This is a genomic window from Nocardia sp. NPDC058519, from assembly GCF_042719755.1.
In the GTDB taxonomy this organism is placed as follows: domain Bacteria; phylum Actinomycetota; class Actinomycetes; order Mycobacteriales; family Mycobacteriaceae; genus Nocardia.
Genome location: NZ_JBHXNK010000033.1, coordinates 34,934 through 47,270, shown reverse-complemented (window position 1 = coordinate 47,270; position 12,337 = coordinate 34,934). Strand labels below are relative to the sequence as shown.

Below are 12,337 nucleotides of genomic sequence, written 5' to 3'. Positions count from 1 at the left end.
GTAGGAACCACCGGGTAGTGACCGCCCGTAGCTACCGCGGTAGTAGCGGTACTTGCGCCGCACAGCAAGCGGCTAGTTAATTCTGGACCTTCCCGGTGCGCAGCGAAAGGGTATTGCAGACGCTGCGCGACCAGGACTGTTGAGTTCGGGTCACGAGGCCGGCCCGGGCGTGGTCAGGCCGACTAACCCAGATGGAGACGCCGTAGGCGTGGATGCGGGGCGCGACGAGGGGTGCGAAGCTGCTGGGGGCCAGGTTGGCGTTTGCGCGGTTGCGGTCGTCCTGCCACTGAATCGTCTAGGGTCGACCTTGCGCCGGCGACGTGGCGGCGGCGCAAGGTTCACGGGGAAGGACTCGCCTCGACCGGCCGGCCCGATTGAGGCGAGCTGGATCGGGTGTTCGGCGACATCGATTGTCGGTGAATCTGCGATGGTGATGTGAGTCGGTCGGATTCCCTATTCGGCTAATCTTGCCCGGGACTTGCTTGAGGTCCGCGCGCACGTCCTTGTTGTCGAACGGGGCTCTCGGCATACCGGGTCAGCAGCACGCCCGCCATGGACGGCATCCGCTGTTGGTGTGCCGCGCGGGCGAGAGAACCACTCGGAAACCTTGCCCGTGAGGCACAGCTTTTTTGCGCCGCCAGATCGATATCGGCCCAGAGCCTTCCCAACATCTGGGATCGACGTAGTCCGGTGGCGGCGTAGATGCAGATGGTGACGATGTCGGCGAGGTCAGCGCCTTCGCAGTATTCGGCGACGGTGGGTGGGGTGTAGGCCTTGACCGGTGTGCCACGCTGACGTTCGGCTTTCGAGAGTTGCGTGGGCACGGGAGCTGCGAGGTCCGCATGGCGCCGAGGATGAAGCGGAGTTGGTCGATGGTCAGGCTACCCGCGCCGGCGGTGTGGCCTTTGGGCGCGATGGTTCGGGCCGGCTTCGTCTCGCGGACCGGGTTGGTCTGCATCGGTGTCCGGCGGACGGCGAACCCGAGCATTCCGGAGAGCACGATGCGTTCCATCCTCATGGTCGAGGGCCCTTTGGCGTGGCCGACATTGGTGAGGAAGGCCTCCACGACCGAAGTGGAGACTTCGAACAGTCGCCGCCGACAATGCGGTGTCGAACATCTCGGCGACCTCGGCGACCTCGGCGACCTCGGCGTAGCGGATAAGCGTGCCGTCGGTTCTGCCCAGCGAGATGAGGTGGTCGGGATAGTGCCCAACGCGAACAGTCCCGATACCGCCACCAGCCGCCGGTTCACCGTCGCTGCCCGCGTATCCGTCCAACCGGTGACCCGTCAGATCCACCACGTTCGGGCCCGGCCGTCCTGGTAGCCGCGCCGTCCGGCACGCAGTCAGAAATCGCAGCAGTACCGGCGTGGTCACATCCTCGATGCCGAGCCCTTCGCCCACCGGACGAACATCACAAGGTCGAAACCGTAGGCCCGCACCGTCTTCGGTGAGTAGTTTCGATCAGCCAGATAACCCCAGATAATCATCGATCAGTCGCAGTCCGTCGGCACCCGGACCCGCCAGACTCCACCGCTCACCCATTAGCCACAGCCGAACGCTATCGTCCCTGCTCAGGACCCATAGATTCCTCCACGTGGGCCTGCTCGCTACCGGTGAACCTCCGGACATCCCCATGCCCTCTTGATCAGGGCTATCGATGAACATTAGCCGGATAAGAGGCACGCGCCGACGCGGCCCATCGATCCGACGATCGAGTGTTTGTTCAAGGTCTGCACGAACTTTCGAGATCGAAATTGCGACCCATGATCGCTGTGGACAACACAGCCTGCGACGTGGCCACCGACCGCGCCGCGTCGAGCACACCACGCTATTAGACGCAACCGACTTTTTCAGCGCGAGCATCCCGACCCGCATGAGAACATATGGCCGAACTCGAAGCGGTCCGGTTGGGTGCTGCTCGGATTACGGTCCCGCTCCAGCGCACCTACTCCCTGGCCCGCGACCTGCCGCTGGCTTTCGGACAGCTCAAGAAGGTCGGCAAGTGCACGTTCGCGCTGAACGATGACGGCTTGACCACCAGCCATCCAGCCACATTCGCAAACCGCATTCGGGCGGTCGACTCGCAAAGCTATCAGGCGGATGCGATCAGGATCACCGCAGCCGTGATGGTGGTCAGACTGAGGTAGCCCAGCACAAGCCCTGCAAGCGCAATGCCTCTGCCCTGCTCACCCGTACGCCTGATCTGCGCGCGGGCCAGATGACCAAACGGGATGGCCAACGGCCCTGCCACGAGTCCCAGCACCAACGCGGTGATGGATAAGGGATTCGTGCGAGGGTTGGCCGGACCGGCGTTGATCGTTCGATCCGCACGCAGCGATCGCCGCACTAGCCACCAAGACAGCGCTACAACGAGCATGACGACCAGTACCGCAAGAAATATGATGTCCATGCTGCCCCATCGGTTCTTGGCCGCGTATGCGGTTGTGCGCCAACGATCTCACAGCTTGTGCGTCGGTTGCCCCGAATTCACAGATTGATCATGTGGCCGGCGAGGCCGTGTATTGCGTCTTGGACGGCCTCGCCGTAGGTCGGGTGGGGCGTGGATGTTTCGGAGGATGTCGATGACCGTGAGGTCCCATTGTTGGGCGAGTGTCAACTCGGGGAGGAGTTCGGCAACGTCGGGTCCGATGAGGTGTGCGCCGAGAAGTTTGCCGCGGTCGGCGATGAGCTTGAAGAATCCGGCTGTTCACCGGTGCCCGGCGCTTTGCCATTGGCGCTGAAGGGGAATCTCGCGATGGTGCGGTGGTCGCGGTGCTTGAGGCGGGCTTGTTCTTCGGCCTCCAGTCGACCACGACTCACCAGCGTCGACCGTCGACCGAACGGGCTACTTCGACGGTGACCTTCGTGCCGTGATCAGTGATGCTATGCACCGTGACGCCGGCGGAAATGGGTGATGCCGGGTCGTCGAAAGTGGCCTCTCGCTTGGGCCCTCGGCCCGATGCTCGGTGCCCGACGCCGCCGATATTCGGGTCCTGGTCTGACTCACCACACGCGCTGCGTGGCTGATTACGCTGCTGCCGAGCAGCAACGCCGCGATTGTTTCGAATCCCGTCGCCAGAATCGACGACAATAAGGTGGCGTTTCAACACTCGGATCGCGGCGCCAAGGCAATATATCGTCAATTCGAACGGTGAAACCATGCCGGTAGGGTTTGATATTAAGGGTGTTGACCTCAGTGTGATCTCACTGGTTGGGTGGGTATGACGCAAGGCTTAGAGTTTCGAGTGTCGGTCGTTCGGATGATTGAGGACTCCTAAGTAGTTGCATAGCGTCAGTTCTTGTTTCGCGATCTGAAAGAAGAACTATGACGAAAATTTCCGGATTGCGCCGCGCCGCTGCGCTCGGAGTGGGACTGCTCGCAATCGGGTCGGAACGGTCGTTGTGTCACCTTCCGCGGCGGCTGACAGTATCAGCCCATATCAGGGTCTGGGGACCACGTTGGCGCGGATTTCGACCTCCCCCGGCGGATTCATCGACTTCACAATCCTGATGCCGGGGGCAGGCAATGGGACCTGCACGCTCCTCGCGATCCCGATAGACGTCACTGGTGCTACAGCGCCGAACTCGGTGGAAAACTATCGGACCGAGACTCCGATGATCGTCGGGTTCGCGTCCGGTCGGATCGGCCCGCTTGCGAACGGGTCCTACGACATCGGCGCCGGTACTGGTTGCCAAACCAATAACGGTGGGGTCGGGTCGTAGGCAGTACTCAGGCGCGGGAAAGTTCGGAGCGATGGGTTCAGGTCATCGCAACGCTCGACGGTGGTTCGCAGGTGCAAGCCGATCCTCTGCCGCCGTCGACCAAACAGCAGACCGAGCCATCGAAATCGCCGAAGACACTGTCGGAGAGTTGCAGTGCCGTCGTCGAAGGCATCACTGGCGCCTACGTCGTCATCCCCGGCGTAGACCAGATTCCCGACGCTGCGGGAATAACCATTCGATACTTCTGCGGTCTCGCCGGCGATCAGGCAACACGGTCCGAGCAGTGGTGCCGTGCGGTCGAAGATTTCTTGTGGGGTTTCGTCCCGTCGATCAACCTCCAACGGCTGGACCATGACTTCGGAAACCCTGAGACGTACTGTCGGTAAAGCCGTTTCGCTCTGATCCGGCCCAAATCTTGGATCCTTTCTCAGTACCGACCCGACGCTGATCCGGTCGGTACTGAGTGAAGGTTGGTCCCGTGCGACTGAGGGGCTATCGCGTTCGATACTGGGTTGTCCCCTTCGGTTCCCGGTTGCTGCTGACCAATTTCGCGAAGCACTCATCGATCGTGATGTTGCGCGCATCGCACCAGTTGTTGGCGAGACCGGGCTCGGTGAAGGTGGCGCCCGCGATGGTTACCCACCAGCCGCGTAGGTCGAACGTACGCCACTCGTCGCTCCAGAGCAGCCGAACCTCGGGGTATTTGACTCGCAGCCGGAGGTGTTGGTTGAGGATCTCGGTTGCCGACCATGTCACGATCCGTCCGTCAGTGTCCGGTGCGACCAGGCCGATTTGCTTGGACGAGAGCTGGGGGAGCCATCGGTCGGCCAGGCTGTGTTGGATCGACGGTCGGTCGGCATCGGCTTGGGCGCGCAACGCGTCGAGCGCGAAACGCTCCTGATCAGCAGCCGGTACGGAACCCGTGGCCACCGAAGTCGCCGCAGTTCCGGTGCGGGACTGTCCCTCTCGAGGTCCGGTGCTCGTTCCGATGTCTACGCATTCGACCGTCTGGTTGTGCACGCTGTCGATCCGTTGCACCCCCGGATCGCCGCCCGAGGCAAGGGAATTGGGCAGGCGCCAGAATGCTCCGAACGGGAACTTGAACTCGTGCGGCACGGTGGTTGCGCTGTTTCCGGAGGGTGGGAGGTAGAGCGGGTTGCGTGAGAAGTCGAAGGTGCCGGTCGCCACTGACTGGCCGGCCTGTGTGATCGAGACCCGCAGTCCGTCGGTGGAGATGATGTCGCCGCCCGCACATGCGGCCCGCAGTTCCATGCGGACGACCAGGCCGTCGGTGTCGGTGCGGTATTGCACGGGAATGAGTTGAGGCGGTTTTCCGCATCGGGTGACGAGTTGTGTCGGTGCGGCGTCCGGGGTGGGAGCGGTCGCGCCCGTAGCGGGTCCGCCGGTGGGCCCGTAGAAGGTGAGGAGGTTGCGGTCGGCGATCGCGAAGCCGTTCCCGGCGCGTTGCGGGTTGCCTTCGAAGTGGGGAAGCGACCAGGCAGTCGTGCCGGTGCGAAGGTCGATCGCTTGTAGCGCATCATCTTTGGCGAAGAGGATGTGCTCACGATCGGTGAGCCACAGGAACGGGACGGTGTAGGACTCGACCACGTTGAAGGGCTGGGTCCAGCGGGTCGCACCGGTTCGGAAGTCGATGGCCGACAACGTGTCTTCGCCGACAAGGACGACCGTGTCGTCGATGATGTCGGTAACACCGCGCCCAGCCGACCAACGCTGGTTGCCGTCGGCGAAGTTGTAGGCGGTTCCATCGATCAGATAGCTGCCGGGCGAGTCCGCCACGATGAGCGGGGCGGCGTATCCGCCCTGCCCGTCATGGGTGCGGAGCATGTTTCCGTCGCTGTCGAGGACAACGGTGCTGCGCTGGGTCTTCGAGCCGCCAGGGCAGGTCACTGCGACGAGTCCCTGTCCGCGATAGGTGGCGATCGAGATCGCGTTGGCGGCGATCACCTGTTTGCCGTCGCTCGCGCGCAAGACGGTGCTGCCGGTGTCGTTGCCGAAGTAGACGAATTCATCTGTCGCGCCGAAGTATTGCTGATCCCCGGAGCCCGGACAGGCCTGTGTCGGCTTGCGATCGACGTTCCAGTCGGCCGTCAGGTCATCGATACTGCCGCGCGAGATTCGGTCGTAGCCCGCGGTGATGATGTCGTCGCCGACTACCGCGATTCGGGAGATCTTGGTCGCGGCGAGACGATGATCGAGCGAACCGTCCGACATGCGGTAGAACGCGACGCCTTCGAAATAGTCCGGCCCCATACCGGTTCGGCCGAAGCAGGGCAGCAGGCCGTCGATCGTCCGGTTCGCGCACGAGGCGCTGAAACCGACGGTGGTGGTCCACCGGATTTCGCCGGTGGCGGCGTCGATGGCGACGAGGTCGGGTTGGTAATCAGAGTTCGGGAGGTAGGCGGTGGTGATGACGGTGTCGCCGAGGTCGAGGAACCCGGGCTTGGGCATGCCGGTCGGAGTCGGTATCGGTGCCGCGAACTGTGCGCGGGCGAACACGCGCGAAGCAGCGAGAGTCCAAGTGGCGCTGGGAGCCTCCGGGAATGTATGGCGAAGTTGTCCCTCGGACTGGACCGCGATGGGCTCGGAGGTGGGCGAGCGGTGCGTGAACCACCAGGTGATACCGCCTGCGGCGACGAGTAGTGCGACAACGCCCAGGGCGGCCGGCGCCAGCGGGTTCCGGCGGCGGGCAGGTGCGGTGCCGGTTGCGGCTGAGGGCGCGAATGGATCGGCTGGTTGCGTACCGATGGGCACCAGGGGTTCGCGTGGGGGAGTCGTCGCGCTGGTCGACGTGTTCTTGACGAGGCTGACGGTGGGCCGATCGGACTGCGGCACTGCCGGATACGGGGTGGCTTGTTGCCTTTGCGACGGTTTGGTCAGGTCGATGACGGTCTCGTCAGATCGCTGAACCTGAACAGGGTTGTTCGTCGAACGCGCGTCGGCGGGCTGGACGGGCAGGGAGGGCACCGGAGGCGGTGCGACAACCGGTCGCTTTGTCAGGGAGACGGCCGGGGAGGACGGCGAGGGCAACGGTATATCAGCAGAATGCGGCGACGAATCACTGTTCGGGTCCGCCAGCTGCAGCGAGACGAGGACGTCGTGGACCTGTGGCGGCCACGGAACCGACTTGGTCCGGGTGTGCCACTCCCCGAACGCGCACCCCGCCGCGATGATGAACCACGCGATCCCTGGCAGATCGGAAATCGCCAGCACCAAGGCCACCGCACCCGCGACACGTGCCACATGAAAGGGCCTCACATCGAAAATCGCTGCACCGACGGTAGTGGCGCGGCCCACCGGACGAACGGGGCGGGTGCTGGTCGCCGCGGCGGCGTTGGCGGTCAGATCACGCAGCAAGTCCTGCCCATAGGTGCCCTCGCGGATCAGCAGATCGGTGTAGATCAGCGTCTGCGCCGTACGGAACAGGGGCAGGGCCACCGACACGTAGGCGATCAGATACAGCGGAAACGCGACGGTACTCTGCCCGAACACCGCGAGGACGAGGCCGAACGGGCAATAGGTCATCATCAAGACAACGACCACCATCACCAGCCACGCGAGGTGCAGTCCGAGCAGCCGCCAGAATGACGGCTTCGCCATGGCCGCAGAGCGTTTCAGCGACGCGACGACGCCCTTGTTCTCGAGAACGAGAACGATCGGTGCCAAGCTGAACAAGATGCCGAGCGCGAATTCGGCTACTAGCAGAACCGGCATCGTGACGATCAGCGCGGGCAGTCCGCCCACCACCAGCGACAGCGACGGCAGCAACCAACCGGGCAGAACCAACAGGAGGTAGAACACCATCATCAGCCGGCACAGCGGCCAAAAGCATTGCCGCGTGCGAGCGAACACGTCGGTAAACTCCACCGGCGCGCCGCGGATGGCTCGGTCTGCCGCGAGAGTGACGACCCCGTTGATCGCGGCATCACACGGGATACCGATGGCGAAAAGCAACCCGAGGACCACAACCAGCGTTCCGGCCACGCCCACCATCAGCGACGTGAGCGGGTCGTCAGATTCGCCCAGTACCGACATAGCGACCTGGACCAGCACATAGCTCGACAACGCGAAGACCGCTACCGCGGTGACGACTGCGGCACACGTGAACCCGATCGAAACCTTCCAATGCCGCGCCACGGCCCGCGCCGACCCAACGATGATGTCGTTGAGCGTCAGAGGCCGTACCGGGATCACCGGTATCGCCGGATCGAGCAGTTGGCGCGTGATCTCGCGAGCTTGGCTGGGCCGGTCTGGGCGGCTCGGTCCGTTGTTGAATGCCATTGGCGCAGAATGCGCTCCAGAGCGGCGATCCGGTATCAGCTATCCGACCGACACCTACCGAGACAGTAGGGCGCGATGTCGTTCGTTCGGCTGACTGCGGTGTCGGGAGGACGGCGCTAGGTTCGGCATCACGGACACGAGTGATGAGGTACAGACCGCTGATGCAGAATGCAGGAATTCCTCGGCCACAACGGATTCGGCGCGCCGCCCTCGGTGCGGTCCTCACCGCCTCGATCGGACTCTTCGGCGCCGGTGTCGCAACTGGATTCTGGGTCAACAACAATCGGATCGCGAACACGCAGACCGATTCCGGTGCAGAGTCGGCCGCGCGGCCGGGCGGGACGGTCGCGGGCAGCAATTCGGTGGTGCCCGATGTGCGTGGACTTACCGAGTCCGTCGCGGTGCAGGTGCTGGCCGACTCCGTCGGTGCAGGAAGCCGTGTCGAGATTCGCACGCGCCCCTATGCCGGGACGGTGGGCGTCGTCGTCGAGCAGGAGCCCGCGTTCGGCGTGGCCGCACCGCCGGTGGTCACGTTGACTGTGTCAACTCCGGCGGCGGTGCCGGTGGCGACCGGGACATCGGAATCGGACCTGCGGGCCCAATTATTGGAATTGGGAACACAAGTGGCGGTCGTACGTCGCTACGTGCCCGCGATCGCACCGGGCACGGTTCTCGATATTCAACCGCCGGCGGGCTCGGAGTTGCCGGAGAAGGTCACCGTCACCATCGCCGACGCACCTTCCACAGCGTATTTGTCCGGGGTCGAAGCGTCGAAGAACGGATGCAGCACCGGCTCCTACACACAAGCCGGCACCAAGCACGACAATGCGATGTCGTGTTCGGTGTCGAAACCGTCGAGCACTGATCCGAGCGGTCCGATGTGGGAATTCGCCGGCGCGGTCGAAGACATCGACCTCGCCTTCGGCCTACCGACCGACGCGAAGCCGGGTGGCTCGGTCCACCTCGAATTGTTCGCCGACGGACGCCGCATCGCGGAGACCGACGTCGCGTTCGGCGCGACTGCGAAACTGGCCGTGCCCATGCCGGGAGCGCTGCAGTTCATGATTGTCGCCACTGTCGTCGCTGGCGAGCCCGACCGGGTCACCGTGACCGGCACGGTCCGGGGCAGTCGCGACGCGATCGTCGCACTCACCGAGAAGAAGTAAGGGTGCGCGCCTTCGCGGCCGCGGCCGCACTGCTGATCGTGACCACCTGCGCGCTGTTTGGCGCGCCGTTGCCCGCGGTTTCCGCCGCGCCTCCGGAGGCGACCGCCGATGCACCTGTCCTCGTGCTGCTCGATACATCCGGCTCGATGGCGGACAGCGATTCCGCCGGAGTGCACAAGCTGGACAGCGCGAAGAGGTCGGTCCTGGGGATCGTGCAAGAGCTGTCCTCGAAGGCGACTGTCGGTGTGTGGACCTACCCCAGCAGCTCGTGCAATGGCGGTGGATATCTCCCGGGGCTGGACATGCGTCAGCTCGACGCCGGGCTACGAACCCGCCTCACCGCCGACGTACTCGCCTTGCGCGCCGACGGTTCGACACCGACCGGACCGGCGTTGCGCGCCGCCGCAGATGCGCTGAAGGGCAAGGGATTTCGTTCGGCGACGATCGTGTTGGTGTCCGATGGTGAATCCACCTGCGGTGGCGACCCCTGCAAGGTCGCAGAGCAGATCAAAGCCGAAGGATTCAACCTCACCGTGCAAGGCGTCGGATTCGAGCTCTCGGGCAAGGGCCGCGAAGAAATCGAGTGCATCGCCAAAACCACCAACGGTCGGTACTTCAGCGTGGCCAACGGCCAAGAGTTGATCGACACGCTCGCCACCATTGCCAAGCACGACCTGCACCTCACGGTGCAGGCACCCAAGAAGGTGATCGGGGGTGGCGTCGCGAACATCGAGGTGGTGGTGCGTAACGCCTCGCTCACCGAATCCGTTCGCGACGTGAGGATTTCGCTGGCGTTCACTCAGGGCGGGCAGATGTTTCCCAAGGTCGCGCCGCCGGTGCTGCGAATGGGAAACCTGCCGCCCGGAGGCAGCGCGAAATACACCTGGCATCTACCGGTCGCGACCGTCGCGACCCCCGGGCCTGCCCAGTATCGGATTGTGGCCGCGTCGACGTCTGGCGCCAACGGGCGCGCCACCGGTGAGGTGACCGTCGTGAAGTCGGACGCGTTCAAAGATGTCGTGGCAGGTCAACTCGGGTCGATTCTCAACGGCAACGGGAACATCGGCGTATTCGGCGACTCCTATGCCGCCGGTGAGGGCGCCGGGAACTACCTGCCGGGCACCGACTCCTTCCATCCTCGCTGCCACCGTTCCGATTTCACCCACGTGGCGCAACTGTTCGGCGCTGACCGCACCCGGAACTTCGCGTGTTCGGGCGCGGTGCAACACCACCTGTTCGCACCCTTCCCCGGACGAATGGAAACGACGTCGCAAGTCGAGGAGATGAGCCGCGCAGACGTGGCCTTGAACGCGGCCTTTCTCAGCATCGGCGGCAACGACATGGGGTTCGGCGATATCGTCACCCGCTGCCTGCTCCCCAATCGCATCCCGGAACCGTCCTTGCTGTCGATAGTGGTGGGCGCGCCCGTCTGGAAGATCGTCGACAACGAATGCGGCCACGAAGACGCCGACGCGCGAGGCGAACCCATCGGCGAGGATCTCGCGGACCGAGCGATCACCGAGCGATTGTCGGCCATTCGCGGCCAATTGCCGGGCACCTACACGTCGCTGTATGACGCGGTCAATGTCGGCCGGTACGTATCCGAGCGCGGCTACGAGGCGCCGTTGTTCGTGCTGGCCTATCCGAAAGTCTTTCCCGAGGTAGTCGGGATCGGCTGCGGAGAGTTCGCGCCGCGGGAGGTGACTTTCGCCAACAAGGTCGTCGCCGCGCTCAACAAGACCCTGGCCGAGTCCGTCGACGCTGCAACCGAGACCGGCGATCGCAAGATCTACTTCGTCGACGCGGTGGAGCAATCCATGCAGCCATCGAACACGTTGTGCGACGCACAGCGTTCCGGCATAGTCGGGGTCGGGCTGGCCGAAGGAGCCGGCAAGAAGTTCTTCGCTGACGAGCTCGCGCAGGAACTCGTCCACCCGAACAAGCACGGCTACGCCCGGATCGCGGGTGCTATCGCGTCCTGGTCGTCGGGGCCGACGGCGCCCGTCGCGGCAAGTGGACAGACCGCGCGGCAGTCTCCGCGTGTGGCCGACGCACAGACCTGCGATCCGGTGGTCCTGCCGACAGACCAGAACGTCGGCACCGACGCAGATGCATGCTTGACAGCGCAGGTGGACGTTTCCGAGCGCAGCACGTATAGGACCGAAATGCACAGTGTCCCGGTAGCACTCGGCGGCGGTGTCCTGGACGCGGGCACTCAGCAGATTCGCGTCGACCTGCCGACGTCGCTGCCCGCCGGTCGGCACACCCTGCAGGTGGCGATCGTGTCGGAAGCGGGCGTGGTCACCCATTACGCGGTGCAGCTGTCGGTGGCCGAGCCGTTGCCCTCGTGGTGGTGGCTGATCGCGGCGGGATCGGCGGCGCTCTTGGTCGCCGCGCTCGGGCTCACGATGCGCGCCGGCTTGCTCGCGCGGCGGGATCGGCGTTCGAGGGCGATCGACGACAAATCTTGACGGGAATTCGTAGAAATACCGTGCGGTCGCTATTTTCTATGCCAAACGAAAGGAGGCACCATTTTTGGGGCCCCGCAACTGCAACCTTCACAGGGGAGTCGCTCAACCTTTAATCTTGCGCACGAGGGTGTTGTGCGGATCGGAGGACGAGGCGATGTCGGTAGTTGGTGGGACAGCACCAGTTTCGGGTGAGTTCGAGCATGCCGCGCGGCGGTGGGCGGTGCCAGGGCTGAGCCCGCGCGAGCTCGAGGTGATGTTGGCGTGGATCCTCAGCGACTCGAAAAGTGAGGTGTGCCAGTCGCTGTATCTGGCGCCGGGCACGGTGAACACCCATTTGACGCGCATTCGCGAGAAGTACGGCAAGGTCGGCAGGCCCGCGCCTACAAAAGCGGCATTGTTGGCGAGGGCCCTGCAGGACGGACATCTCCAACTTGACGAGATCTGACTTGCCGAGGTTGTTCTAGCCGATAAAGAACATCCATCCCGTCGTCCAATAGAGAACGGCGAGTCCGATCGCGACAACGAGGAGAATTATTCCCGCGGCCGTGGGCATCAGAAATACTCCGAATGCGCCGATAGTAATGAGAAACGCGTGATAGAGAACGATGGTAAACGCGTCGATGGCGACACCCAAAGCTGTGGCAATTTTCTTCAACATGATGCAATTTTCGCGCGC

The 12,337-nt window shown here is 63.9% G+C and carries 11 protein-coding genes and 1 pseudogene; 6 read left to right on the top strand and 6 right to left on the bottom strand.

Features of this window, described 5'->3' with window-relative positions; genetic code table 11:
• Positions 1–1,001 precede the first annotated feature (1,001 nt).
• Positions 1,002–1,325, top strand: coding sequence for a hypothetical protein (locus ACFWPK_RS28660; RefSeq protein WP_378920971.1), 324 nt, complete (start codon positions 1,002–1,004; stop codon positions 1,323–1,325).
• Between the two features lie 47 nt (positions 1,326–1,372).
• On the opposite strand, the gene ACFWPK_RS28655 is transcribed toward ACFWPK_RS28660, so the two are convergent.
• Positions 1,373–1,489 (bottom strand): site-specific integrase, encoded by a 117-nt coding sequence (locus ACFWPK_RS28655; RefSeq protein WP_378920969.1) that lies wholly within the window; start codon positions 1,487–1,489, stop codon positions 1,373–1,375.
• A gap of 396 nt (positions 1,490–1,885) precedes the next feature.
• Between ACFWPK_RS28655 and ACFWPK_RS28650 the strand changes: the two genes are divergently transcribed.
• Positions 1,886–2,149, top strand: a complete 264-nt coding sequence (locus ACFWPK_RS28650; RefSeq protein WP_378920967.1) for a hypothetical protein — start codon at positions 1,886–1,888, stop codon at positions 2,147–2,149.
• On the opposite strand, the gene ACFWPK_RS28645 is transcribed toward ACFWPK_RS28650, so the two are convergent.
• The 3 genes and pseudogenes from ACFWPK_RS28645 to ACFWPK_RS28635 form a co-directional block, all read right to left on the bottom strand.
• A complete protein-coding gene (locus tag ACFWPK_RS28645) occupies positions 2,095–2,379 on the bottom strand; it encodes a DUF4190 domain-containing protein (RefSeq protein ID WP_378920995.1) in 285 nt (94 codons plus the stop codon). The two genes, ACFWPK_RS28650 and ACFWPK_RS28645, sit on opposite strands and share 55 nt — an antisense overlap.
• A gap of 110 nt (positions 2,380–2,489) precedes the next feature.
• Positions 2,490–2,798 (bottom strand): annotated as a pseudogene (locus tag ACFWPK_RS28640) (dihydrolipoyl dehydrogenase); the annotation flags it as partial.
• A 20-nt stretch (positions 2,799–2,818) separates the two neighbouring features.
• A complete protein-coding gene (locus tag ACFWPK_RS28635; protein ID WP_378920965.1) occupies positions 2,819–3,163 on the bottom strand; it encodes a hypothetical protein in 345 nt (114 codons plus the stop codon).
• 633 nt (positions 3,164–3,796) lie between these two features.
• Between ACFWPK_RS28635 and ACFWPK_RS28630 the strand changes: the two genes are divergently transcribed.
• Positions 3,797–4,111, top strand: a complete 315-nt coding sequence (locus ACFWPK_RS28630) for a hypothetical protein (RefSeq protein WP_378920964.1) — start codon at positions 3,797–3,799, stop codon at positions 4,109–4,111.
• A 106-nt stretch (positions 4,112–4,217) separates the two neighbouring features.
• Here the strand turns inward: ACFWPK_RS28630 and ACFWPK_RS28625 are convergent, their stop codons facing one another.
• On the bottom strand, positions 4,218–8,024 hold the full coding sequence (locus ACFWPK_RS28625; RefSeq protein ID WP_378920962.1) for a PQQ-binding-like beta-propeller repeat protein: 3,807 nt from the start codon (positions 8,022–8,024) through the stop codon (positions 4,218–4,220).
• Between the two features lie 161 nt (positions 8,025–8,185).
• On the opposite strand from ACFWPK_RS28625, the gene ACFWPK_RS28620 reads away from it, so the two are divergent.
• The 3 genes from ACFWPK_RS28620 (at position 8,186) to ACFWPK_RS28610 (ending at position 12,106) form a co-directional block, all read left to right on the top strand.
• Complete coding sequence (locus tag ACFWPK_RS28620) at positions 8,186–9,190, top strand: PASTA domain-containing protein (protein ID WP_378920960.1); 1,005 nt, start codon at positions 8,186–8,188, stop codon at positions 9,188–9,190.
• Between the two features lie 2 nt (positions 9,191–9,192).
• Positions 9,193–11,661, top strand: coding sequence for a VWA domain-containing protein (locus ACFWPK_RS28615; RefSeq protein WP_378920958.1), 2,469 nt, complete (start codon positions 9,193–9,195; stop codon positions 11,659–11,661).
• 154 nt (positions 11,662–11,815) lie between these two features.
• Positions 11,816–12,106, top strand: coding sequence for a helix-turn-helix transcriptional regulator (locus tag ACFWPK_RS28610; protein ID WP_378920957.1), 291 nt, complete (start codon positions 11,816–11,818; stop codon positions 12,104–12,106).
• Positions 12,107–12,121: 15 nt separating this feature from the next.
• Here ACFWPK_RS28610 and ACFWPK_RS28605 read toward each other — a convergent pair whose 3' ends face one another.
• Positions 12,122–12,319, bottom strand: coding sequence for a hypothetical protein (locus ACFWPK_RS28605; RefSeq protein ID WP_378920955.1), 198 nt, complete (start codon positions 12,317–12,319; stop codon positions 12,122–12,124).
• Positions 12,320–12,337: the final 18 nt, after the last annotated feature.